This is a genomic window from Mesorhizobium sp. WSM4833 (assembly GCF_055811095.1).
Map to the genome: position 1 here is coordinate 402,036 of NZ_JBVVQG010000006.1, position 22,647 is coordinate 424,682.

Annotated in this window: 21 protein-coding genes; 11 read left to right on the plus strand and 10 right to left on the minus strand. The window is 63.3% G+C overall.

Translation table 11 applies throughout. From position 1 onward, the window contains the following. The gene (gene recJ, locus AC0L2D_RS15085; RefSeq protein WP_473541432.1) at positions 1–1,785 is read left to right on the plus strand and encodes a single-stranded-DNA-specific exonuclease RecJ; all 1,785 of its coding nucleotides are present in this window, start codon (positions 1–3) and stop codon (positions 1,783–1,785) included. A gap of 7 nt (positions 1,786–1,792) precedes the next feature. Here the strand turns inward: recJ and AC0L2D_RS15090 are convergent, their stop codons facing one another. The 3 genes from AC0L2D_RS15090 to folE form a co-directional block, all read right to left on the minus strand. Continuing rightward, positions 1,793–2,767, minus strand: coding sequence for a patatin family protein (locus AC0L2D_RS15090; RefSeq protein ID WP_174299064.1), 975 nt, complete (start codon positions 2,765–2,767; stop codon positions 1,793–1,795). Positions 2,768–2,848: 81 nt separating this feature from the next. Next, a complete protein-coding gene (gene hisI / locus AC0L2D_RS15095) occupies positions 2,849–3,310 on the minus strand; it encodes a phosphoribosyl-AMP cyclohydrolase (RefSeq protein WP_473541433.1) in 462 nt (153 codons plus the stop codon). 35 nt (positions 3,311–3,345) lie between these two features. Beyond that, positions 3,346–3,981: a GTP cyclohydrolase I FolE gene (gene folE / locus AC0L2D_RS15100; protein WP_013531982.1), complete on the minus strand. Its 636-nt coding sequence runs from the start codon at positions 3,979–3,981 to the stop codon at positions 3,346–3,348. Between the two features lie 240 nt (positions 3,982–4,221). Here folE and AC0L2D_RS15105 point away from each other — a divergent pair, with 240 nt between their 5' ends. Further along, positions 4,222–4,668: an iron-sulfur cluster assembly scaffold protein gene (locus AC0L2D_RS15105; protein ID WP_013531981.1), complete on the plus strand. Its 447-nt coding sequence runs from the start codon at positions 4,222–4,224 to the stop codon at positions 4,666–4,668. Positions 4,669–4,771: 103 nt separating this feature from the next. Here the strand turns inward: AC0L2D_RS15105 and AC0L2D_RS15110 are convergent, their stop codons facing one another. Beyond that, positions 4,772–5,689 carry a LysR substrate-binding domain-containing protein gene (locus tag AC0L2D_RS15110; protein ID WP_473541434.1) on the minus strand — a complete coding sequence of 306 codons (918 nt, stop codon included), beginning with the start codon at positions 5,687–5,689 and terminating at the stop codon, positions 4,772–4,774. Between the two features lie 335 nt (positions 5,690–6,024). Here AC0L2D_RS15110 and yidD point away from each other — a divergent pair, with 335 nt between their 5' ends. The 4 genes from yidD to AC0L2D_RS15130 all read left to right on the plus strand — a co-directional run bounded on the left by yidD (position 6,025) and on the right by AC0L2D_RS15130 (position 10,537). Then, positions 6,025–6,399, plus strand: a complete 375-nt coding sequence (gene yidD, locus AC0L2D_RS15115; protein WP_013531978.1) for a membrane protein insertion efficiency factor YidD — start codon at positions 6,025–6,027, stop codon at positions 6,397–6,399. Positions 6,400–6,533: 134 nt separating this feature from the next. Then, complete coding sequence (blaOXA, locus tag AC0L2D_RS15120; RefSeq protein ID WP_337122317.1) at positions 6,534–7,361, plus strand: class D beta-lactamase; 828 nt, start codon at positions 6,534–6,536, stop codon at positions 7,359–7,361. Positions 7,362–7,537: 176 nt separating this feature from the next. Next, the gene (gene thrS, locus AC0L2D_RS15125; RefSeq protein ID WP_473541435.1) at positions 7,538–9,514 is read left to right on the plus strand and encodes a threonine--tRNA ligase; all 1,977 of its coding nucleotides are present in this window, start codon (positions 7,538–7,540) and stop codon (positions 9,512–9,514) included. A gap of 84 nt (positions 9,515–9,598) precedes the next feature. After that, positions 9,599–10,537, plus strand: coding sequence for a lysophospholipid acyltransferase family protein (locus AC0L2D_RS15130; protein ID WP_473541436.1), 939 nt, complete (start codon positions 9,599–9,601; stop codon positions 10,535–10,537). A gap of 15 nt (positions 10,538–10,552) precedes the next feature. On the opposite strand, the gene AC0L2D_RS15135 is transcribed toward AC0L2D_RS15130, so the two are convergent. After that, positions 10,553–11,515, minus strand: a complete 963-nt coding sequence (locus tag AC0L2D_RS15135; protein WP_013531974.1) for a hypothetical protein — start codon at positions 11,513–11,515, stop codon at positions 10,553–10,555. A 157-nt stretch (positions 11,516–11,672) separates the two neighbouring features. Here AC0L2D_RS15135 and AC0L2D_RS15140 point away from each other — a divergent pair, with 157 nt between their 5' ends. After that, positions 11,673–12,257: a nitroreductase family protein gene (locus tag AC0L2D_RS15140; RefSeq protein ID WP_024505355.1), complete on the plus strand. Its 585-nt coding sequence runs from the start codon at positions 11,673–11,675 to the stop codon at positions 12,255–12,257. Next, on the plus strand, positions 12,258–12,866 hold the full coding sequence (locus tag AC0L2D_RS15145; protein ID WP_473541437.1) for a flavin reductase family protein: 609 nt from the start codon (positions 12,258–12,260) through the stop codon (positions 12,864–12,866). It abuts the gene before it with no gap. 17 nt (positions 12,867–12,883) lie between these two features. On the opposite strand, the gene AC0L2D_RS15150 is transcribed toward AC0L2D_RS15145, so the two are convergent. Continuing rightward, complete coding sequence (locus AC0L2D_RS15150) at positions 12,884–13,600, minus strand: TetR/AcrR family transcriptional regulator (protein WP_473541438.1); 717 nt, start codon at positions 13,598–13,600, stop codon at positions 12,884–12,886. Between the two features lie 397 nt (positions 13,601–13,997). Here AC0L2D_RS15150 and AC0L2D_RS15155 point away from each other — a divergent pair, with 397 nt between their 5' ends. Continuing rightward, positions 13,998–14,672: a methyltransferase family protein gene (locus AC0L2D_RS15155; protein ID WP_013531970.1), complete on the plus strand. Its 675-nt coding sequence runs from the start codon at positions 13,998–14,000 to the stop codon at positions 14,670–14,672. Between the two features lie 7 nt (positions 14,673–14,679). On the opposite strand, the gene AC0L2D_RS15160 is transcribed toward AC0L2D_RS15155, so the two are convergent. Both AC0L2D_RS15160 and AC0L2D_RS15165 read right to left on the minus strand, forming a co-directional pair. Then, positions 14,680–15,561 (minus strand): HpcH/HpaI aldolase/citrate lyase family protein, encoded by an 882-nt coding sequence (locus AC0L2D_RS15160; protein ID WP_064995334.1) that lies wholly within the window; start codon positions 15,559–15,561, stop codon positions 14,680–14,682. Between the two features lie 2 nt (positions 15,562–15,563). Continuing rightward, positions 15,564–16,016 carry a MaoC family dehydratase gene (locus AC0L2D_RS15165; RefSeq protein WP_027162575.1) on the minus strand — a complete coding sequence of 151 codons (453 nt, stop codon included), beginning with the start codon at positions 16,014–16,016 and terminating at the stop codon, positions 15,564–15,566. A gap of 151 nt (positions 16,017–16,167) precedes the next feature. Here AC0L2D_RS15165 and AC0L2D_RS15170 point away from each other — a divergent pair, with 151 nt between their 5' ends. Beyond that, the gene (locus tag AC0L2D_RS15170; protein ID WP_473541439.1) at positions 16,168–17,292 is read left to right on the plus strand and encodes a DUF2336 domain-containing protein; all 1,125 of its coding nucleotides are present in this window, start codon (positions 16,168–16,170) and stop codon (positions 17,290–17,292) included. Here AC0L2D_RS15170 and AC0L2D_RS15175 read toward each other — a convergent pair. Then, positions 17,289–19,355, minus strand: coding sequence for an FUSC family protein (locus AC0L2D_RS15175; protein WP_473541440.1), 2,067 nt, complete (start codon positions 19,353–19,355; stop codon positions 17,289–17,291). The genes AC0L2D_RS15170 and AC0L2D_RS15175 overlap by 4 nt on opposite strands. A gap of 45 nt (positions 19,356–19,400) precedes the next feature. Beyond that, complete coding sequence (gene parE, locus AC0L2D_RS15180) at positions 19,401–21,458, minus strand: DNA topoisomerase IV subunit B (protein ID WP_473541441.1); 2,058 nt, start codon at positions 21,456–21,458, stop codon at positions 19,401–19,403. A 237-nt stretch (positions 21,459–21,695) separates the two neighbouring features. Between parE and cpaB the strand changes: the two genes are divergently transcribed. Then, a complete protein-coding gene (gene cpaB, locus AC0L2D_RS15185) occupies positions 21,696–22,622 on the plus strand; it encodes a Flp pilus assembly protein CpaB (RefSeq protein WP_245268555.1) in 927 nt (308 codons plus the stop codon). Positions 22,623–22,647: the final 25 nt, after the last annotated feature.

The window sequence follows — 22,647 nt, forward strand, 5'->3', positions numbered from 1 at the left end:
ATGACCGGCGAAAAGCGCCTCTTCCTCGATGTCAGGCAGTCGGTATCAGGGGTTTCCTGGGAGCACCGGCTGACCGAGCGGCAGGACATGATCGCGCTCGCCATCGCGCAAGGCTACGGGGTACCCGATATCGTAGCACGGGTGCTTGCCGGCCGCGGCGTCACCGCCGAGCAGACCGAGCGGTTTCTCGATCCGACGATCCGCGATCTTCTGCCGGATCCGGCATCGCTGACCGACATGGACAGGGCGGCGGCCCGGATCGCCGCCGCGGTGATGGCCAGGGAAAAGGTGGCGATCTTCGGCGACTATGATGTCGATGGCGCCGCCTCGTCGGCCTTGCTGAAGCGGTTCCTCACGCATTTCTCGGTGCCGTCGGAAATCTACATCCCGGATCGTATTTTCGAGGGCTATGGCCCCAACCCCGACGCCATGCGCGAACTTGTTTCGCGTGGCGCGACACTGATCGTCACCGTCGATTGCGGCACCAACAGCGCCGCTTCCATCGATGCCGCCAATGAGGCCGGGGCCGATGTCGTGGTGCTCGACCACCACCAGGTCGGCGGTGCCTTGCCGGCGGCAATCGCTGTCGTCAATCCCAATCGCGACGACGACCTTTCCGGGCAGGGCCATCTCTGTGCCGCCGGCGTGGTCTTCCTCGCCCTTGTGCAGACGGCCAGGATCCTGCGTAGCCGCATGGCCGATGCTACGCCGCCGGACCTGCTTTCGCTGCTCGATATCGTGGCATTGGCCACCGTTTGTGACGTGGTGCCGCTGACCGGCGTCAACCGTGCCTTCGTGGTCAAGGGGCTGCAGATGGCGCGCCAGCAGAAGAACGAAGGGCTCGCGGCACTGGCACGGGTGTCGCGCATCGGCGAGCCGATCAGCACTTTCCATGTGGCCTATCTGATCGGCCCGCGCATCAATGCCGGCGGACGCATCGGCGATGCCGCACTTGGCAGCCGGTTGCTTGCGACCGACGACCCGGTCGAGGCGCGCACCATTGCCGAGACGCTCGACCGGCTCAACCAGGAACGGCAGTTGATGGAGCAGGAGATGCTCGCGGCGGCGCGCGCCGAGGCCGATGCGGAGCTCGCCGGCGGCAATGGCCCGGCGATCGTCGTCACCGCCAGCAACAGCTGGCATCCGGGCATCGTCGGTTTGCTCGCCTCACGGCTGAAGGATCATGCCCGCCGGCCGGCCTTCGCCATCGCCTTCAACGCCAACGGCATCGGCACCGGCTCGGGCCGCTCGGTCTCGGGGTTCGACCTCGGCCGGCTGGTGCGCGAGGCGGCCATTGCCGGTCTGATCGTCAAGGGTGGCGGGCATGGCATGGCGGCGGGCATCACCGTCGAGCGGGCGAGGCTTGGTGAGCTCAGGGCGTTTTTCGAAGAGCGGGCGGCAGCCGATGTGTTTCGCCTGCAGGGCGAGGAAAGCCTGGCCATAGACGGTGCGCTTGCCGCTGAAGGCGCGACACTCAGCCTGCTCGACGCGCTGGAACAAGCCGGACCTTTCGGTGCCGGGCACGTGGCCCCTGTTTTCGCGTTGCCGCGCCACCGGTTGGCCGATGCGCGGCCGGTCGGCACCAATCACATCCGCGTCGAGCTGCAATCGGAAAGCGGCGGCCGGATCCAGGCGATCGCCTTTCGCGCCGTCGATACCGCGCTTGGCGAATTCCTGTTCAAGAACCGGGGCAAGACAATCCACGTCGCCGGTTCGCTCTCAGGGAATTACTGGAACGGCAACCGCACCGTTCAGTTTCGTATCACCGATGCGGCTCGTGCGTAGGTTTTGATCAGGCGAGAACTGTCTGCAGCCGGGTCAGTTCGCCGATCTGCGCCATCGTCGCCTGATAGCCGAGATTGATCGCCTCGTCGGCGCGGTGGAACTCGGTCAGGCCGATATGGCTGAGCTTCGGCTGCAGCGACATGTCTGGCGGATCGCCGGCAAGTCTTGCGCGCGAAATGCGGTCCTGGATGATGTTGAAGGCCTCGACCATGACGCCGGTGATGCCGAGCCGGGTCTGATGCGACTGGTGTTCGGGATCGCCATGTCCGGCCCTCGGCGCGTCCTTTTCGACGACCAGTTCGCCAGCGCTGTGCTTGATGACGGCGGCACGGCCGAACAGGTCATAGTGAAGGTTGACCGCCACGACGAGCGGCTGCTCGTAGGCGCGGCAGACCGAAACCGGTACGGGGTTGACCAGAGCGCCGTCGACCAGCACGCGGCCGTTGCAATTCACCGGCTCGAACACGCCGGGAAGCGCATAAGAGGCGCGCATGGCGGTAATCAATGAGCCGCTCGACAGCCAGATTTCGTGGCCGGTGCGGATTTCGGAAGTGACCGCGACGAACGGCTTGGCAAGGTCCTCGAAACGAATGCCGGCCATGTGCTCGCGCAGCCTTGCATCGAGTTTCATGCCGCCGAACAGGCCGCTGCCGCGCAAATTGAGATCGAGCAGGCCGAAGATGCGGCGCTTGGTCAGGCTGCGGGCGAATTCTTCGAGCTCGTCCAGTTTGCCGGCGAGATAGCAGCCGCCGACCAGCGCGCCGATCGAGGTGCCGGCGATCATCGATACTTCGATGCCGGCTTCATCCAGCGCGCGCAGCACGCCGATATGCGCCCAGCCACGGGCGCACCCGCCACCCAAGGCGAGCGAAATGCCTGTTTTCTTCTGGGAGTTCGTTTCGGACGCGCCGCCTGACGAGGACAGGCCGTTGGCCTCCCTGACATCTGGTCTGTTACGCAATGACGCCCACTCGAGCATCATGATCTCCCTTGTCCCGAGGCTACTATACGAGCGGGGCGTATCGAAATGATGAATCTGTGTCGTTGGTGTCAGGCAGAAGGTTCAAGCTGATGGTTTCCGATACGTGTTTTCCGCATCGAACAGCGGCTTGCTGCCGTCGATGGCAAGCGTCCCTTTGCCGTCGACCAGCCCCACCGTCCGATAAAAGCATGAACGCCGGCCAGTGTGACAGGTTGCGTCGTGGCCCAACACTTTGACGCGCAACCATATGGCATCCTGGTCACAATCCGTGAGCATCTCGACGACATGCTGAAAATTGCCTGATGTCTCGCCCTTTTTCCAAAGCGCGCTGCGCGAGCGCGACCAGTAGTGGGCGATGCCGGTCTCCAGCGTCAGTGCCAGTGCTTGCGCGTTCATATGCGCAACCATCAACAGCATGCCGTCCGCGGCGTCTGTCACGACGACCGTGACCAGCCCGGCTGCATCGAAGCGCGGCGAAAACACCGCGCCTTCCTCGAGAGCCTTCTTGTCCGACGGAGCTTTTGGAAATTCCAGTGCCGACATCGCCGGTCCTTGTTTTGATGGCCGGCGAGGGCCGATCAGACCCCGCCGCCGCGCACCATGGTGACGAAACGGACCTGCTCTTCGGGCGTGTCCTTGAAAACGCCGGTGAAGGTCGAGGTCAGCGTGGTTGATCCCTGCTTGCGGATGCCGCGCATGGCCATGCACATGTGCTCGGCCTCGATCATGACGGCGACGCCGCGCGGATTGAGCACGTCCTGGATGACGCCGGCGATCTGCGCCGTCAGCGCCTCCTGGGTTTGCAGGCGGTGGGCGAAGATATCGACGACGCGTGCGATCTTGGACAGGCCGACGACCTTGCCGTCCGGAAGATACCCGACATGCGCCTTGCCGATGATCGGCACCATATGGTGCTCGCAATGCGAATGGAATGTGATGTCCTTGACGATGACCAGGTCATCGTAGCCGGCGACCTCCTCGAAGGTGCGGCCGAGCTCGTCGGCCGGGCACATGTCGTAACCACCGAACATTTCGCGAAAGGCCTTTGCCACCCGCTTCGGCGTGTCGACCAACCCTTCGCGGTCCGGATTGTCGCCGGTCCAGCGCAAAAGCGTGCGCACGGCGGCTTCGACTTCGGCTTCGCTTGGCCGGTCGGTGACCGGCTTTTCCATATAGGCTGACTGTGGCATGAGCTTCTTGATGACGGCATCCATAAAGGCGTCTCCCGTAGTCCCTCTCGGCGGAGGAACGAGTTGAACGGACCACGACCTTTCGGTGTCGGAAACTCGCCCCGTTTCCAGCCCCGTAAGCGGCGTGAACTTCCCGGCAAGGACATTGGCTTTCGTCGTTCTTGTCGATACCGGACTGCCAGCATTATATAAGGTCATAGCGAGCGAAAGGAAGACACGACAGCGGCAATCGCTGTTCGCTTGGCGGCGACGGATTGGAAAAGTATGATAAACGACGTCTACAACGCGAAAATTCTCGGTTTTGCCGGAAACATCGCCCGCATCGGCCGTCTCGATCATCCTGACGCGACCGCCAAGGCGCACTCCAAGCTATGCGGTTCGACCGTCACCGTCGACCTCAAGATGCAGGACGGCGTCGTCACGGATTTTGCCCATGACGTGAAGGCCTGCGCGCTCGGCCAGGCGTCGTCATCGATCATGGCGCAGCATGTCGTCGGCGCGAGTGCCGAGGAATTGCGCGCGGTGCGCGACACCATGCTGAAGATGCTCAAGGAAAATGGCGCCCCGCCGGACGGCCGCTTTGCGGATCTCAGATATTTGGAGCCGGTGCGCGACTACAAGGCGCGGCACGCTTCGACCATGCTGACTTTCGATGCCGTGGTCGACGCGATCGGCCAGATCGAGAAGAAGCGCGCCGAAGAAGCGGCCTGACCTTGGGATTTGGCCGTCCACGGTGCGCAGGCTTCGCGCAGGCGCCCAAAATCTTTGCTGCCACGGCTGGCATTTGGCTGGACAGGAACCGGGCCAGAAGGGTTTAAGCCTGCGCTTCCAGCGCCCGCCTGCTTTCGGCAAATTCACTTCTGAGCCAGTCGGCGAACGCGGCGGCCGGCTCCGAGAGGTCGTGCAGGTTTCTGGCCACCAGCCAATAGGCGCCGGATGCGACGTCGATGTCGAACGGCTTGACCAGCGCGCCGGATGCGATTTCCCCGCCGATCTGCAACAGATCGCCCAATGCCACGCCATGTCCGAGCAAGACGGCCTGCTTTGAAAGCGACGCATCCGCCAGCATCGGCCCGCGCGCGGGCACGGCGTCGGCGGGCACGCCGGCCGCTTCGAACCAGCGCACCCAGCCCTGGCGATTCTCCTCGTGCAAAAGCGTGTAGCGGCCAAGATCGATTGGCTTCCTGAGGGCAGGGCCAGAAGCAAGCAGCGCCGGCGACAGGACCGGCGAATCGACCGTCGAGGCAAGCCGCTCGGCCTGGCTGCGCGGCCACGAGTCGGCATGCGCGCTGAAGCGCAAGGCAAGCTCCGGCTGATCGCTGCGGAACTCGATCAGCCTTGGATCGACCTCGAGAGAGACGTCGATGTCGGGCCGCAATTGGCGAAACCGGTTGAGCCGGGGAACCAGCCACACGGAGGCAAGCGACGGCTCGACACTGACGCGGACCACGGACTGTGCCGGTGTCGCCACCAGATCGCCAAGCAAGGTATCGATGGCGTCGAAACTTCTGATGAGCTGATCCAGCAGACGCCGGCCGGTGTCGGTCAGTTCGACTCGTCGATGGTGACGTTCGAACAAGGGTCGATGCAGGAAGATTTCGAGCTCGCGGATCTGCCGGCTGATCGCCGCCTGCGAGACGAAAAGCTCCTCGGCGGCCCGGCTGAAGCTCAGATGCCGGCCCGCCGCCTCGAAGCTCCTCAATGCCGTCAGCGGCAGGCGCCCACGCTTCATTTCGCATAACCCAGGATTATCCGAAGTGGAAATTATACTCGTTTGAAGGCGAAGGCCAGCGGCGGTCTAATCCATGTCAAAGGAGACCGACCATGATCCAGTTGCTGAGGATTTTTGGCGATGTCATGCGGATCGCGACGTTTCAATGGCGTGACGAAAAGCAGCATTCAAAGCGCCGCGAGGGGCCGGCCAGTCGTGGCCGCTGGGCGCCGTCGGCTGACAGGCAGCCGTTTCGCCGTTCCCGTCCGTGATGGCGGGGCGCGCAAGGAGCGGGGATTGCGTTCTCCGGCGGAAGTCCACATCTATCGCCTGGGAAACGCGATACGGAGACTGTGGTGCGCGACCAGCATGGGCATGCGCATATAGACGGGTCGCAAAAACGCGGCCGCAACTGGCCCGGCCCCTGGCGCAAGACGCCAGGCCGTCTCCTCGGCACGTCGCTCGTGCGCCTCTACCAGCTGACGCTGTCGGGCTTTGTCGGCAATTCCTGCCGGCATCTGCCGACCTGTTCGGAATATGCGCATGAGGCGATCGCCCGCCATGGTCTGTGGGCCGGCGGCTGGATGGGATTCTTCCGCGTGCTGCGCTGCGGGCCATTCGGCACGCATGGCATAGACCTCGTGCCGGAGGCGCTTGCGGATCGCTATCTCTGGTTCATGCCCTGGCGGTACTGGCGGATCGGCAGCAAGCGCGACAAAGCGCAGGAATGATGGCCGGGGGGAGAGCAGGTTTACGATCCGGTAGGGTTAACAACAGCCTGCACAAAGACTGCGCATTTGAGACAAAATCGAGACAAGAGACCCCGCTAAGCCGCTCGCGAACCCCCTTCTGGAGCGAGCAGAAAATGCGCAATTTCGACCGTCTTCCCTTCATCTTTGCCGGGATCCTGTTCCTGCTCGCCTGGCTGCTGGGATTTCCGCTGCGCGCGCAATCGGCGCCGCTGGGGGATTTGCAGTGCACGGTGATCGCCGATGCGGCGAGCGGCAAGACGCTTTACCAGAACGGAGTGTGCGACCAGCGGTTCAGCCCGGCCTCGACGTTCAAGGTGCCGCTGTCGCTGATCGGCTATGACAGCGGGATCCTGAGCGACGAGCATACGCCGGCGTGGGACTACAAGCCGGAGTTCAAGGCGGTGAAGCGGGACCAGAAGACCGTCGATCCGGTGATCTGGGAACGGGATTCGATCGTCTGGTTCTCCCGTGAAATCACCAGTCGGCTCGGGCCGGAAAAATTGGCTGGCTATGTCTCCAAATTCGGCTACGGCAATGCCGATGTTTCCGGCAATCCCGGCAAGAATGATGGTTTGACCCAATCCTGGATAAACTCCTCGCTCAAGATCACGCCGGTCGAGCAGGTCGATTTCCTGCGCAAGCTGCTGGCCCGCAAGCTGCCTGTCTCGGCCAGGGCCTACGACATGACATCAGCCATCATCCCGACCTTCCAGGCCGGAGGCTGGACGGTGCAGGGCAAGACCGGAAGCACTAGGCTGCGCAACGATGCCGACAAGGTTCAGGATAAGCGCTCGCTTGGGTGGTTCGTCGGCTGGGCGAACAAGGATGGCCGCCAGATCGTCTTTGCGCGCCTTGTCGTCGACACCGATCGGACCGATATGCCCAAAGGCCTCAAGACCCGAGCCGCGTTCCTGAAGGACCTGCCGCTGCTCATCAAATGAAGTCTGACATTTGAGCCGGGCTTTACGGCGGCGGAATCTGTCCATAAAAGACAGCCGCTGCCGGACGCATCCGGCCTACTCTTTGCATGTCGTAACCCCAAAACCGCCCACACACTTTTGGGCGACATGCATTTCAACCACCCGCGCTCGTTTGCGGGACTGGATAGGAGATATACATGCTGAATTCCGTTTCCCTGACATTTCCCGATGGCTCCGTCCGCGAATACGACGCGGCGATGACCGGTGCGGGCCTCGCCGAATCGATCTCGAAATCGCTGGCCAAGAAGGCGGTCGCCTATGCGATCGACGGCACCGTCCGCGATCTCAGCGATCCGCTTGGCAAATCCGGCAAGGTCGAGATCGTCACCCGCGACGACCCGCGCGCACTCGAACTGATCCGTCACGACGCCGCACATGTGTTGGCGGAAGCCGTGCAGGAATTGTGGCCGGGAACGCAGGTGACCATCGGGCCGGTGATCGAGAACGGGTTTTACTACGACTTCGCCCGCAACGAGCCGTTCACGCCTGACGATTTTCCCGTGATCGAGAAGAAGATGCGCGAGATCATTTCGCGCAACAAGCCGTTCACCAAGGAAGTCTGGTCGCGCGACAAGGCGAAGAAAGTGTTTGCCGACAAGGGCGAACGCTACAAGCTGGAGCTGATCGACGCCATTCCCGAGGATCAGGATCTCAAGATCTACGCGCAGGGCGACTGGTTCGATCTTTGCCGTGGCCCGCACATGGCCTCGACGGGGCAGATCGGCAACGCCTTCAAACTGATGAAGGTGGCCGGCGCCTATTGGCGCGGCGATTCGAACAATCCGATGCTGACCCGCATCTACGGCACGGCCTGGGCTGATCAGGCGCAGCTCGAAGCCTATCAGACGATGCTGGAGGAGGCCGAGAAGCGCGACCACAGGAAGATCGGCCGCGAGATGGACCTGTTCCATTTCCAGGAAGAGGGGCCTGGCGTCGTCTTCTGGCACGCCAAGGGCTGGAAGATGTTCCAGAACCTGGTCAACTACATGCGCCGCCGCCTCGACGAGCAGGGCTATCAGGAGGTCAACGCGCCGCAGGTTCTCGACAAGAGCCTGTGGGAGACGTCAGGCCATTGGGGATGGTATCGCGACGCCATGTTCAAGGTGACGGTGGCCGGCGACGATACCGATGACGACCGGGTTTTCGCTCTGAAGCCGATGAACTGCCCGGGCCATGTGCAGATTTTCAAGCATGGGTTGAAGTCTTATCGCGATCTGCCTGTCAAACTTGCGGAATTCGGCAACGTCCACCGTTACGAACCATCCGGCGCGCTGCACGGGCTGATGCGCGTGCGCGGTTTTACGCAAGACGATGCGCACATCTTCTGCACCGAGGAGCAATTGGCGGCGGAATGCCTGCGCATCAACGATCTGATCCTGTCGACCTATGCTGATTTCGGTTTCGACGAAATCAGCGTCAAGCTCTCGACGCGGCCGGACAAACGCGTCGGTACCGACGAGGCGTGGGATCACGCCGAGGCGATCATGGGCGGCGTGCTGGAGACGATCAGGACACGGTCCGGCAATCGCATCAAGACCTCGATCAATCCGGGTGAGGGCGCCTTCTACGGGCCGAAATTCGAATATGTGCTGAAGGATGCCATCGGCCGCGAATGGCAGTGCGGCACGACGCAGGTCGATTTCAACCTGCCGGAGCGGTTTGGCGCCTTCTACATCGGCTCGGATTCCGAGAAGAAGCAGCCTGTCATGGTTCACCGCGCCATCTGCGGCTCGATGGAGCGCTTCCTCGGCATCCTGATCGAGAACTATTCCGGCCATTTCCCGCTGTGGTTCGCGCCGCTGCAGGTGGTGGTGGCGACGATCACGTCGGATGCCGACGACTATGCGACCGAGGTGGTGGCAAAGCTGAAGGCCGCTGGGCTGTTGGCGGAAGCGGATCTGCGCAACGAGAAGATCAACTACAAGGTCCGCGAGCACAGCCTGGCCAAGGTTCCGGTCATCCTCGTCTGCGGCAAGCGCGAAGCGGAAGAGCAGACGGTCAACATGCGCCGACTGGGCTCGCGCGACCAGGAATCGCTTGGCCTTGAACAGGCGATCGCGCAACTGACCGAGGAAGCCGTCACACCCGACCGCCGGCGCAAACGCGCGGCCTGATTGGCATAGTTTCGACCAAATGGCGGTGGAGCGATCCACCGCCATTTTCATATCCCTGTCACGCCGACCTTGTAACGAGCCCCTATGCTCAAGTTGAAATTGCGCGAACGACCCTTTCCCGAGCTTTCCTATGCCAATCCGCGCCAGCCGGCGCTGACGCGCTGGTTCATACATTCGGTCGAAGGCTTGTCGGGCCGCGACCGCTACACAGCACTCTATGATTTCTGGCGCCGCCAGATCGTGCCGACCGGCGAACGCGTGTTCAGCCGCATGCTCGACCTGATCGACGTGCGGGTGCGGACCGCTGATCAGTGGCCGCCCGCGCAATTGCCGGACACGCCGCTGGTGATCGTCGCCAATCATCCGTTCGGCATCGGTGACGGTATCGCCGTGCTGTCGCTGGCCGAGCAGCTCGGCCGTCCGTTCCGGGTGATGATCCACAAGGATCTGCTCAAGATCCGCGAGATGGAGCCTTATTCGCTGCCGATCGACTTTTCGGAGACCAAGGATGCGCTGAAGAACAACATGGCCGTGCGCCATGAAGCGGTGCGACTGTTGAAAGAGGGCGTCACCATCGTGGTATTTCCGGCCGGCGGTGTCGCCACCGCGCCAAAGGGTTTTGGCCGGGCGCGCGATCTGCCGTGGAAGATGTTTCCGGCCCGCCTCGTCCAGGACGCCAGGGCGTCGGTCATCCCGATGCATTTTTCCGGGCAGAACGGCAGGCTGTTCCATCTTGTCAGCGGGCCGATGAACATGGCCGAGCGCGACGGCCGGGTGGCCAAGTTCGTCGGCAAGGCCTCGCTGACGCTGCGCACATCGCTGCTCATCCACGAATTCGCGCGGCTGTCGGGCAAGGCGATCGACATGCGCGTCGGCGATGTGCTGAGCTGGAGCGAACTGGAGCCGTTGCGCGACCGCAAGGCCTTGCTCGACCGCCTCCATCGCGGCGTGTTCGACCTGGCGCCAGCTTTGCCACGCCGCCGGATCCCGTTCCTGCCGGCGCGGACCGAACTGGCGGCTTGATCCTTAAAACGAAGGTTAATCCGCGCCTTCTTCAGGATCCATCGCCGCGGCCTCGGTGGCCAGAACCTCGATTTCCTGGTTCTGCCCGGCCACGACCGTAAAATCCTTCTGGTAGATGCGGTCGCGGTTCTTGGCGATGATGGTGTAGTCGCCCTCGGCCAGCACCATCGAGGCGAAAGCGCCGACGGTTTCCTTGATCGGATCGCCGGACTCGTTGAGCAGTGACCAGGACGTGTCGGCGATCGCCTCGCCACCGGTTTCGCGCACCAACTTCATCGTGATCTCGGCGGCGTGATGCTCGACGGTGGCTTCGGTCAGCTTGCCGGCCTCGACGCGGATGTCGGAGCGAATGACTGCATTGACCGCGCCATAGGTCGAGACGACATGGTAGATGCCGGCGTTGAGCCGCACGACGCTGTTGGGCTCGACATCGGGAATGATCAGCGCGCGGTCGCCATTGGCCTCGGCAGTGCCCTCGTAGATCGAAAAGCGCAGCTTCTTCGGTGGAATGCGCACGCCGCCGGACAGCACGGCGTCGAGCTTGAGGCCGCCGGCATCGAGCACGAGGCTTTCGCGCTTGGCGTCCTTGCCGACAGTGATGCGTTTGGTGGCGCCGGCCCGGCCGTAGGAGGCGTGAACCAGATAGCTGCCGGGCTCGAGCTGGAAGACGGCGGTGCCGCCATGCGAGGAGGCGACCATCGGCAATTTGCCGTTGACGGCTTCCGGCTTGAAGACCCGCCAGACGATGCCGCGCGTGATGTCGGAACCCTTGTCGGTCAACTGGGCAGAGAGTGTGATGGCACCGCCGCCGCTCAGCGCCAGTGACGTCTCGCCTTTCGGCGTCGCGTAGCTCGAAATTCCCGGAAGCTTCAGGTCGCTGACTCCGTCGACATTCTGCGCCATGGCGAACGAAACCGGCGCCATGAACAGCAGGGCGCCGAGCCAGACCAGGAAAAGACGGACAGTCCCCTCAAACATGCCTTGCGTTGAAGCCCATGGCGGTGGCAATTTCAAGGCTTAAGAGTCCGACCGATACGACTCTTCCGTCCGGCGTATCCCGCGCCAATGCCCGAGCCGCCCGAATCCCCGATGGTGCGCTTCAGCTCAAAACAGAATGTCCAGGAGACTTGCGCCCATGGCGTCGCCGATCATCGACTTCCTGCTGACCCGAAACTCCGCACCGATTCCAGATCTGAAGGAGCCGGCGCCGAGCGATGCGGAGATCGCGACAATGATCACTGCTGCCTCCCGGGTGCCCGATCATGGCCGGTTGGAGCCCTGGCGCTTCATCCTCTACCGTGGCGACGCCCGCGTCGAGATCGGCAGGCAACTGGCAGCACTTGCCGAGCAGCGGGAGGGCCCATTGACGGAGGGCCGCCGCAATCAGGAACTGGCGCGGTTCTCGCGGGCACCGCTGGTGATCGGCGTCGTATCTGTCCCCAGGGAGAATCCAAAAATCCCGCAATGGGAAATGTTCCTGTCGGGCGGCATGGCGGCGATGAACCTGATGATATCAGCCAACGCGCTGGGCTTTGGCACCAACATGATCAGCAACTGGTATTCGGATGTGCCGGAGGGCAGGGCACTGCTGGGGCTGGCGCCGCAGGAGCGGGTCATCGGCTTCATCCATATCGGCTCCTATGCCGGCCCGGCGCCGGAGCGGCCCCGGCCCGATCCGGCAAAGCTGTACAGTGACTATTCGGGGCCGTGGGTTGGCTGAATGTTCTACGAGCCTTCAAAGGGCCACGGCCTGCCGCACGACCCTTCGAAGGCGATCGTGGCGCCGCGTCCGATCGGCTGGATTTCGACACTGAACAGGGCTGGTGAGATCAACCTCGCGCCATATTCCTTCTTCAATGCCGTTTCGACGCGGCCTTTCATCGTCTGGTTCTCCTCCGAAGGCGAGAAGGACAGCGCCTCCTTCGTCCAGGAAACCGGCGAGTTCGTCGCCAATCTGGTCAGCCGCGATCTCGCGGAGAAGATGAACCGCACGTCGGTCAATGCTCCGCGCGGCGTCAATGAGTTCGTCTATGCCGATCTTGCCATGGCGCCGTCGCGCCTGATCGCCCCGCCGCGCGTGGCGGCAGCGCCGGCCGCGCTCGAATGCCGGGTGACTGAAGTTTTTCGGCCAAAGGCCCTGGACGGGTCGCCGACAAGTGCCGTCATCGTCGCCGGTGAAGTGGTCGGCGTGCATATCGACGACGCCTTCCTGACGGACGGCCTGTTCGACATCACCAAGGCCGGCAATGTCGCTCGTCTCGGCTATATGGACTATGCCAGCGTCGACGAGGTGTTTTCGATGCGCCGGCCACGCTGGGACAAGGACTAGATATCAGGCTCGGCCAGTTACCGCGCCTGACCGGCACTCGTTCGCCGCCTGGCGGTCATGACGGTGCGCACATAGCCGGGCTCGCCGATCCGAATGCTTCCATCGGGCAGGCCCAGTATGCGGTCGAGGGCGATCTCGTAGAGCCTGACGCGTTTCTCCAGGACTTCGATCGCGGCCTCCATGTCGGCGTCGCTGCCGCCGGCAATGGCCTTGGCCACGACATCACGCGTGGCCATGCCGAATTGCATGACGATGTCGGCGACACCTTCCGGATCGAAGGTCCTGAAAGTGCCGTCTTCGATTCCTTGCCTGATGACCTTGACCAGCAGCGGTGAAAACGACGCGCTGGCGGCCAGATTGATACGGTGGAAAAGCACCAGATTCTCAGGCCGGAACATCGTCTCGAAAAGAGCCCAGGCTTCCGGCGCGGTTTCGATCTTGGCCCGCCGCGACTGGCTGAGCAGGCCATTCAGGCGGCCAAGCGGGTCGAGGCCGGGATCGTGGAGTATGTCCTGGACCCCAGCCAGTGCCTGTCTTGCAAAGCGATCGGCCAATGCCTCCAGGAGAGCCTCCTTGGAGGGGAAGTAATGATAGAAAGCACCCTTCGAGATGCCGGCGGACGCAATCACGTCATTGAGGCTCGCTTTGTCATAGCCCTGGGTCAGGAACAGGGTCTGGGCATGGTCCAGAAGTTCTTCTCGCCTGAGTTCTGGATGCTTGATGACACGGGGCATGACGAACTTTCTGCACGTGATGGCTGCTCCCGTCCAGTCCCGACGTCGGCAGCCAGGGCAACGAATTTCGGGTTAACGGGTCCCTTCGGAGCCTCCGCCTGCGCGTTGGCTGACGGAGCATCAAACGAAAAACCCGCCTGTGCGGCGGGTCACTGGCGCAAATCAGCACCATAGGCAAAAATGTACCATAGCTGAGATCACCCAATCGAGAAAAAATTCCTATCGTGGAGGCTGCCCGGCAAAAAGCGGCCAACACAACCGACTGCCGCAAGCCTTTTGTTAAGCTGGAGTTCGGAGCCTCGGGTCGAAGGTTCGCTTGAACTATAGACCAGTGGTCTGTATGGTAGACCAATGGTCTAAAATACCAATCATCAGCGGACATCAAGGCAGGTCGATCATGATCGCGAAATTGGTTCTTCAGACATTCGTCTGGTTCGTCGCCATGGGCGCCTTGCTCTTCCTGTCGGCCGGCACGCTGCATTGGCCGGGGGCCTGGGTCTATCTGGTGGGGATGGTGGGCCTCAGTCTCACCTTGGGCGTGGCGCTGGCGAGGCGCGATCCCGGCCTGATGAATGAGCGGCTGAGCTCTCCCATCCAGAAGAATCAGGACGCGGCCGACAAGGTGCTGCTGTCCATACTTCTGCTCGCCATCTTTGGTTCTCAGATATTCATGGGATTCGACGTTCGTTTCGGCTGGTCGGCGGTTCCCGTCTGGGTGCAGGTGGTCGGCGCACTGGTCCTGCTGCTCGGAATCTGGATCTGCTATCTGACGATGCTGGAGAACAGTTTTGCGGCGCCCGTGGTCAAGATCCAGGACGAACGCGGACAACGTGTGATCTCCACCGGGCCTTACAGCTACGTTCGCCATCCCATGTATGCCGGCGCCATCCTCTTCTTCGCCGGCACGGCACTTCTGCTTGGTTCCTGGTGGGGGCTGGCGTCGGTGCTCGTGCTCGTCGTTCTCTTGGCCATCCGCACCTTCATCGAAGAGAAAACGCTTCGCGCCGGTCTGCGCGGCTATGACGACTATGTGGCCCGGGTCCGTTACCGCCTGATTCCATTGGTTTGGTAGCAGGCGCTCAGGCGGAAACACCTGCCGCCTTTGCCCGCGCCAGAAGCCGCTCGGCCAGCCGCAGGTGCGGGCGGTCGAACATCTTGCCGTCGATAGCGACGACGCCGGGGCTTCCCGCTGCCGCGAACGCAGCAACGATTGCCGCCGATTGTCTCACCGCCTCGGCCGACGGCGTGAAGGCTGCGTTGATGACCGGCACCTGATCGGGGTGGATCGCCATCTTGCCGGTGAAGCCATCGCGTTCGGCCTCGGCGCACTCCGCGGCGAAGCCCGCCATGTCGCGAAAATTCGGGAAGACGGTGTCGATCGCCGCGACCTCCGCCGCACCGGCGGCGAGTATGGTCATGGTGCGAGCGTGACGGAACACGTCCGTGTAGCGGCCACGCTCGTCGCGAGCCGAGCGCGCACCGAGCGCCGCCGACAGGTCTTCCGCGCCCCAGGTGAGCCCGGCAAGCCGCGCGCTGGTCCCGGCATAGGTTGCCGCCGCCAGTACGCCTGCCGGCGTTTCGGTGATGATCGGCAGGATCTTGATCGCGCCGTCGGCCAGGCCGTTTTCGGCCTCGCGCACCCTGAGTTTTGCCGACAGGTGCTGCACATCCTGGCCGCCGTTCGACTTGGGCAGCATGATGCCGTCGGGTTTCGCCGGAACCAGCGCCGCCAGATCGTTATCCGTCAGCCCGGTCGCGAGGTCATTGACCCTGACATAGATGGCGGAAGTCGTTTGTGCCCTGCGTTCCAGGATGAAGCGCGCCGCTACGCCGCGCGCCAGCGCCTTGTTGTGCGGCGCCACGGAATCCTCGAGGTCGACGATGACCACGTCGGCGCCGGCACCAAAACCCCTTTCCAGCTTCCTCTCGGAGTCACCGGGGACGAACAGCAGCGAGCGCATGATCAGGCCGCCTTCTTCAGCATCATCGCTTGCCTGGTGCATTTGGCGACGAGATCGCCATGCTGGTTGTAGGCGCGATGCTCGAATTCGACGATGCCGCGATCGGGCTTCGACCTGGACTCGCGCACCGAGATGACTGTCGTCTCGACGCGAACGGTATCGCCATGGAAGACCGGATGTGGAAACACGGTTTCCTTCATGCCGAGATTGGCCACCGTGGTGCCGACGGTGATGTCATTGACCGAAATGCCGATCATCAGCCCGAGCGTGAACAGCGAATTGACCAGCGGCTTGCCCCATTCGCTCTTGGCGGCGAAATCGAAGTCGATGTGCAGCGGCTGCGGGTTCAGCGTCATCACCGAAAACAGCATGTTGTCGCTTTCGGTAACGGTCTTGCGCAGCGTGTGCTGGAAGACATGGCCGACGACGAACTCTTCGAGATAAAGTCCGGCCATTTCTTTCTCCTCAGGTGCTTGACGGTTGATAGGCGCTGCAAATCAGCCTCGCAAGCCAGTTAATGAACATGGTGAACGGTTCGTAAACCAATTCTGCCTACGGTCGTCAGTGGGGTCGGAACCTTCCGGCAAGGGGCGTAAGCAGGCGGGCATGGTTGTTGTTTCGCATTTCCTGAAATGGATCTACACGGCCAAGGTGTCGGAGCGCGCCGCGGCGGCGAGCGCTCTGGCCCGAGCCTACATCAATTCCGAATTGCCCTTCGAGGACCGCTGCGCCGCAGAGGCGGCGCTGACACTGTTGCTCGACGATGCCTCGTCAAAGGTGCGGCTGGCGATGGCCGAGGCGCTGTCGATGAGCCAACACGCGCCAATGCAGATCATCAGCGTGCTGGCCTCCGACCAGCCGGAAGTCGCCGGCGTGGTGCTGGCGCGCTCGCCGCTGCTCACCGACGCCGACCTGATCAACCGCGTGGCTTCGAGTCCGAAGACGACGCAAAAACTGATCGCAGACCGGCCGCTCGTCTCTATGGCGCTGTCTGCGGCCATCGCGGAGATCGGCGAGGCGGACGCCTGCGCCGTGCTGCTCGCCAACAGCGGCGCCGACATCGCCTCGCTCAGCTTCCGCCGCATGGCCGAACGGCATGGGCACCTGCCGCTGGTGCGCGAGGCGCTGATATCGGATGTCAGGCTGCCGGCCGACTGCCGGCATATGCTGCTCGTCAAGCTTGGCGAAATGCTGAAAACGTCGCCACTGGTGATGGCGATGATGGGCGCGGCGCGAGCCGACCGCGTCATGCGCGACGCCTGCGTCAAGGCTTCGGTGACGCTGATCGAAGGCACGCGCACGGAAGAACATGCGGCCCTGACCGAGCATCTCAGGCTGCGTGGCGACCTCACCGCGAGCTTCCTCATCCGCACCATCGCGCATGGCAAGGTCGATTTCTTCGGCTCGGCACTGGTTGCGCTCAGCCAGCAGTCCGAACAAAGGGTTAGGGCGCTGCTGGCCGGCGGGCACGACGTGGCCTTGCAGGCATTGTTCCGCAGCGCCGGGCTCGCCGGCGCCACGCACGCCATCATCCTGCGTGCGCTGAAGATCTGGCGCGAGGTCGCCAACGGCAAGCGCATCGCCGGTGTGCAGGAGGTCAGCTGGCTGATGCTCAAGGAAGTGGGCGGTCAATCCGCCGAGGGTGATCTCGCCGCCTTGGTCAAGTCGATCCATCTCGACGCGCTGCGCGAAAACGCACGCGGCCACGCGCTGGCGATAGCGGCCGCCTAGCCTTTATCCCTGGCGAAAAAATCCGGAAAATCCTCCATCGCGGCGGCGATGATGCGCAGCGATGCCGCGATCTGCAGCAATTCCCCGGTACCGTTTCGCTGGGCAATACCAGCCGCATATTGCCGGGCGACGGTGACGGTGGATGTCTGCGGATCGCCGGGGGCGCGGAAGAGCAGTTCGCGCGCCAGCCCTCTCAGGAAGTTGGCGATCGAAAGCGCGGTCTCGGATGGGATGGCATGGCTTTGGCTCGCATCGCGCAGCCGAAGGACCTCCAGGCCGACGGTGACGGCGGCGACGCCGCCGCCCAGAACCGCATCGCCTTTCTGACCGGCATTCTGCACCAGCGGCATCAATTGGTTGATGCGGTCGTAGGCGAGGCTCTCGAAGGCCGACCGCCTCGGCACCCGCTCATGCAGGCAAAGCCGCGCCAGATCCTCACGCATGGCGCGCACGATGCGGTTGGCCGCGAGCCAAGGATCGGCCGGCAGCACGACGATGAAGACACCGATCGCCAGCAGGATGCCGACCAGGATCGACGCCGAACCGGCAAAGAAGGGCCCGGGATCGTAGATCATCGCCTGGTGTGGACTGAGGAAGGCGAGAAAGTTGATGGCGAAAGCCGTCGCCACGCCGACGTAGCGTGGATTGGCCATGGCCAGCGCCGTCGGCACCAGGATCGGCACGACAAACAGCATGAACCAGCCGAAGCCGGGCAGGGCAGGCAATGCGATCTGGCCGACGAGAAAAGCAAAGGGCAGCGCCAGCAGGGTTCCCTTGAAGAAGCCCCAGGCGACCTGCACAGGGTCGGGGCGAGCAGCAAACAGGCTCGACACGACGGCAACGAGAATGACCGTGCCGGCGGCTTCCGACCATTTCGTCGTCAACCAGAAGGCCGCGACCAGCAGCGTCGCAAGGGCAGCGCGCACCGCGTTGCGCGATGCGCCGGCGTAATCGCGATGCACCACCAGCGCAGGCTGCCTGCTGCCCCTGGCCGGGCGCGTGGCAGGCGCACGCAGGGCATCGAGGCCGCGCAGCACCTGCTTGAGCGCATCGGCGAAATCGGCGGCAATGGTCAGGCGGGTGATCGTGCCGACCCTGTCGTCGCCCTGGTCGGTCGAGGCATCGGGCATTTGCCGGGCCTTGGCCGAGATGGTGTCGAGCCGCGCCACCCAAGGCGTGGTGTCGTCCAGCGCGCCGGGCTTCGCGGCCATTTCACCGACAAGGGCCTGCAACTCCGAACGCACCGGAATGAGCGCCGCATTCTTCGGAGCGGCATGCGAATGCAACGCACGTGCCGCCGACAACGCCGAGAGCAGTTGTCCGATGGTGCGCCGGACCGGATGCGCGCGCGGCGCGAAGCTCGGCGCCTCGAGCCTGGCATAGGCGCGCATCTCGCCGAGCGTCTGGGTATCCGTGACCAGCTTTCGGTGCAGCGCGGACAGCGTTGCCGGGTCGCCGCCGGAGAACGCACCGCCGGCATAGGTGGCAAGATCGAGGATGCAGCGTTTCAGGCGCGAGACGATGGCGTCGCTGGCCAGTTTTGGCAGGATCAGCCGGCTGGTCAGGCCGGCGCAGACGATGCCGAGCACGATCTCGGCACAGCGCGCGACAGCGAGGTCGAAGACGAGATGCGGCTGTCCGAAAGCGGGCAGGCCGATGATCATTGCGGTGTAGCCGGCCAGGGCGGCGCCATAGGCTTCCGGATTGCGCAGCAGCGACGAGACGAAGGTGCAGATGCCGATCCAGACGGCAAGCACAGTCACCAGCACCCAGGGGTTGGTGCCAAAAACGGTGGTGATGCCGATCGCGGCGATGCCGCCGACCAGCGTGCCGAGCAGCCGGTAGAAGCCCTTCGCCAGCACCATGCCGGCAACCGGCTGGGCGACGATGAACACCGTCATCATGGCCCATTGCGGATGGTCGAGCTTCAGCGCATAGGCTGCCAGCAGCGCGATCAAGCCGGCTGAAACGGTGCGCAAGGCAAAGATCCAGTCGGAGCGCGTCGGCTGCGTCAACCCGGCTAAACTCGTCTCGAAATAGCCTTTCAGCCGCGTCCTGGTCACATGCTCGTCTCCGCAACTGGAGCCTTGTTATGGACCGGCTGGCGGCTAGATATCCAGCACTTCCGTCTCGGCGAATTCGGCGCGTTCCTGGATGAACCGGAAGCGGGCCTCCGGCTTCGTGCCCATCAACGCATCGACGGCGTCCTTGGTCGCCGTCTCGGCGTCGATTACATCGATCCTGAGCAGCGTTCGCTTCCTCGGATCCATGGTGGTTTCCTTGAGCTGGGCGGCCATCATCTCGCCCAGACCCTTGAAGCGGCCCAGTTCCACCTTGCCGCGCCCGGTGAATTCGGTGCGCAGGAGCTCGTCCTTGTGGGCGTCGTCTCGGGCATAGGCGACCTTGCCGCCTTGCCTGATCGAGTAAAGCGGCGGCACGGCGAGATAGAGATGGCCGCCACGCACCAGCGCCGGCATCTCCTGATAGAAGAAGGTGATCAGCAGCGAGGCGATATGGGCGCCGTCGACATCGGCGTCGGTCATGATGATCACGCGGTCGTAGCGCAGATCCTCATCGCGGTACTTCGAACGCGTACCGCAGCCGAGCGCCTGGATCAGGTCCGAAATCTGTTGGTTGGCCGCCAGCTTATCGTTGCCGGCGCTGGCGACGTTGAGGATTTTGCCGCGCAATGGCAGCACGGCCTGGCTGGCGCGGTCGCGCGCCTGCTTGGCCGAGCCGCCGGCCGAGTCGCCTTCGACGATGAACAGTTCTGCACCGGCCGCGGCATTCTGCGTGCAATCGGCGAGCTTGCCCGGCAGCCGCAATTTGCGCACCGCGCTCTTGCGCGACACCTCTTTTTCCTGGCGCCGGCGCACCCGCTCGTCGGCGCGTGCGATCACCCATTCGAGCAGCTTCGAGGCTTCCTGCGGATTGTCGGCCAGCCAATGGTCGAACGGATCGCGGATCGCGGTCTCGACAATTCGAATTGCCTCGATCGTCGCCAGCCTGTCCTTGGTCTGTCCGACGAATTCCGGCTCGCGGATGAACACCGACAGCATGCCCGCCGCCGAGATCATGACGTCTTCCGAGGTGACGATCGAGGCGCGCTTGTTGCCGACGAGGTCGGCATAGGCGCGCAGGCCCCGCGTCAGAACGTTCCGGAAGCCGGCCTCGTGGGTGCCGCCTTCGCCGGTCGGGATGGTGTTGCAGTAGGAATTGATGAAGCCGTCGCCGCCGAACCAGGTCACCGCCCATTCGAGCGAGCCATGGCCGCCCTGTTTCTCGCTCTTGCCGGCGAAAATCTCGCGCGTCACCTGGAAGTCGTCGCCGAGCGATGCCTTGAGATAGTCCTTCAGGCCGCCGGGAAAATGGAATTCCGCCTTGGCCGGTGTCTGGTCTTTTTCCTTGATCAGCGACGGATCGCAGGTCCAGCGGATTTCGACGCCGCCGAACAGATAGGCTTTCGAGCGCGTCATACGGTAGAGCCGCGCCGGTTCGAACGCCGCGCCCTTGCCGAAAATCTGCTCGTCGGGGTGGAAGCGGATCTTTGTGCCGCGCCGGTTGTGGACCTCGCCCAACTGTTCCAGGCCGGTCACGGGAACGCCGCGCGAGAATTTTTGCCGATAGAGTTGCCGTCCCCGCGCGACCTCGACCTCGAGATGGTCCGACAGCGCGTTGACCACGGATACGCCGACGCCATGCAGGCCGCCTGATGTCTCGTAAACCTTGGAGTCGAACTTGCCGCCCGAATGCAGCGTCGTCATGATCACTTCAAGCGCCGGCTTCTTGAACTTCGGGTGCGGATCGATCGGGATGCCGCGGCCATTGTCGGTCACGGCGAGATTGCCGTCGGCCGAAAGCTCGACATCGATGAAGGTGGCGTGGCCGGCCACCGCTTCGTCCATCGAATTGTCGATGACCTCGGCGAACAGATGGTGCATCGCCTTGTCGTCCGTGCCGCCGATATACATGCCTGGCCGGCGGCGCACCGGCTCCAGCCCTTCCAGCACCTCGATGTCGGCGGCGCTATAGCCCTCGCTGCCGTCCTTGGTCGAGGCAGGACGCTTGGTGGCTTGCACCACCAGTGGATCCGCCGGGCGCGCAGCGGTACGCACCGGCTGCGGCTGCTTGTCCATATTGCCGAAGAGATCGTTGCTGTCGTCCATGCCTGCCATAGGTTCCGGTGCTGCGAATCACCTCGCGATACTGCCACGCTTTTCAGCGCCAAGCGACCGAGGTTCCTGTTCCGTTCGGGGATCTGGGCCCTCTTACCCCAAAACCATTCGATAACCAAGCCGGCGGAAATAGATCCGATACCAACGCCCGGGATTCCTGATTCTTTAACAATGCCGCCTAACGTGAGCCCAACTAAATAAGAAACTGCTGATATCAGGGGTTTAGGCGTGAGGGGCAAGGCCATATCGATGATCGGCATCGCCGCCGTTTTCGGCGCGATCTCGATCTTTGCCGCGGATTTCTGGGTCAAAAGCCAGGCCAAGGCCGATTCCGAAGAGAAGACGTCGTCGATTCCGGCACCTGTCGTGCCGAAAGTCGAATTCAAGACCATCGTGGTGGCGAATGCCCCGTTGCGCTACGGCATGGAGCTCGACCGCGCGCAGCTCAGCGAAATCCCGTGGTCGCAAGAGTCCGTGCCGCAGGGCGCCTTCACCACCATCAATGCGTTGCTCGCCGACGGCAGCCGCGTGGTGCTGTCGCCGATCGAGGTCAACGAACCGGTGCTGCTGACCAAGCTGTCCGGCCCGAATGGCCGCGCGACGCTCTCCAACATGATGACGCCCGGAATGCGGGCGGTCACCATCCGCACCGACGAGATCGCCGGAGTCGGCGGCTTCGTCACGCCCGGTGACCGCGTTGACGTGGTGCTGACGCGCGATGCCGGCGAAATCCAGGAAGTGGCCAAGAATGCGCAAGGCGCTGCCGGTTCCACCATCACCTCCGAGATCGTTGTCGCCGATGCCAAGGTGCTGAGCGTCGGGCAGGGCGCCGACGAGCGCCAGACGACGCCGCAGATTTCCAATTCGGTGACCATCGAGGTGACGACGGACGGCGCGCAGAAAGTAGCGCTGGCCCGCACCGTCGGCACGCTCTCGCTGTCGCTTCGGTCCGCCAGCGAAGGCGCTGACGGCAAGAGCGGCGTCACCACCATCTCCTCCTTCGGCGGATCGGTCGCCTCGAATGTGCAGGCCGCGGCCGGCTCGGTGTTCGACGCCGTCACCAAGGAGCCGGAGAAACCGAAGTTCAAGACGGTCATCGTAACGCGCGGCACGAAGGCCGAGGAATACCAGGTTCCTTCGCGGGACCAGAAATAAACCAGTGGGGACTGGGTGAGGGACG

Excerpts from the sequence above, each read along its gene's own strand:
- recJ (WP_473541432.1), top strand. The coding sequence starts at position 1 with ATGACCGGCGAAAAGCGCCTCTTCCTCGATGTCAGGCAGTCGGTATCA.
- AC0L2D_RS15090 (WP_174299064.1), bottom strand. The coding sequence starts at position 2,767 with ATGATGCTCGAGTGGGCGTCATTGCGTAACAGACCAGATGTCAGGGAG.
- hisI (WP_473541433.1), bottom strand. The coding sequence starts at position 3,310 with ATGTCGGCACTGGAATTTCCAAAAGCTCCGTCGGACAAGAAGGCTCTC.
- folE (WP_013531982.1), bottom strand. The coding sequence starts at position 3,981 with ATGGATGCCGTCATCAAGAAGCTCATGCCACAGTCAGCCTATATGGAA.
- AC0L2D_RS15105 (WP_013531981.1), top strand. The coding sequence starts at position 4,222 with ATGATAAACGACGTCTACAACGCGAAAATTCTCGGTTTTGCCGGAAAC.
- AC0L2D_RS15110 (WP_473541434.1), bottom strand. The coding sequence starts at position 5,689 with ATGAAGCGTGGGCGCCTGCCGCTGACGGCATTGAGGAGCTTCGAGGCG.
- blaOXA (WP_337122317.1), top strand. The coding sequence starts at position 6,534 with ATGCGCAATTTCGACCGTCTTCCCTTCATCTTTGCCGGGATCCTGTTC.
- thrS (WP_473541435.1), top strand. The coding sequence starts at position 7,538 with ATGCTGAATTCCGTTTCCCTGACATTTCCCGATGGCTCCGTCCGCGAA.
- AC0L2D_RS15130 (WP_473541436.1), top strand. The coding sequence starts at position 9,599 with ATGCTCAAGTTGAAATTGCGCGAACGACCCTTTCCCGAGCTTTCCTAT.
- AC0L2D_RS15135 (WP_013531974.1), bottom strand. The coding sequence starts at position 11,515 with ATGTTTGAGGGGACTGTCCGTCTTTTCCTGGTCTGGCTCGGCGCCCTG.
- AC0L2D_RS15140 (WP_024505355.1), top strand. The coding sequence starts at position 11,673 with ATGGCGTCGCCGATCATCGACTTCCTGCTGACCCGAAACTCCGCACCG.
- AC0L2D_RS15145 (WP_473541437.1), top strand. The coding sequence starts at position 12,258 with ATGTTCTACGAGCCTTCAAAGGGCCACGGCCTGCCGCACGACCCTTCG.
- AC0L2D_RS15150 (WP_473541438.1), bottom strand. The coding sequence starts at position 13,600 with ATGCCCCGTGTCATCAAGCATCCAGAACTCAGGCGAGAAGAACTTCTG.
- AC0L2D_RS15155 (WP_013531970.1), top strand. The coding sequence starts at position 13,998 with ATGATCGCGAAATTGGTTCTTCAGACATTCGTCTGGTTCGTCGCCATG.
- AC0L2D_RS15160 (WP_064995334.1), bottom strand. The coding sequence starts at position 15,561 with ATGCGCTCGCTGCTGTTCGTCCCCGGTGACTCCGAGAGGAAGCTGGAA.
- AC0L2D_RS15165 (WP_027162575.1), bottom strand. The coding sequence starts at position 16,016 with ATGGCCGGACTTTATCTCGAAGAGTTCGTCGTCGGCCATGTCTTCCAG.
- AC0L2D_RS15170 (WP_473541439.1), top strand. The coding sequence starts at position 16,168 with ATGGTTGTTGTTTCGCATTTCCTGAAATGGATCTACACGGCCAAGGTG.
- parE (WP_473541441.1), bottom strand. The coding sequence starts at position 21,458 with ATGGACGACAGCAACGATCTCTTCGGCAATATGGACAAGCAGCCGCAG.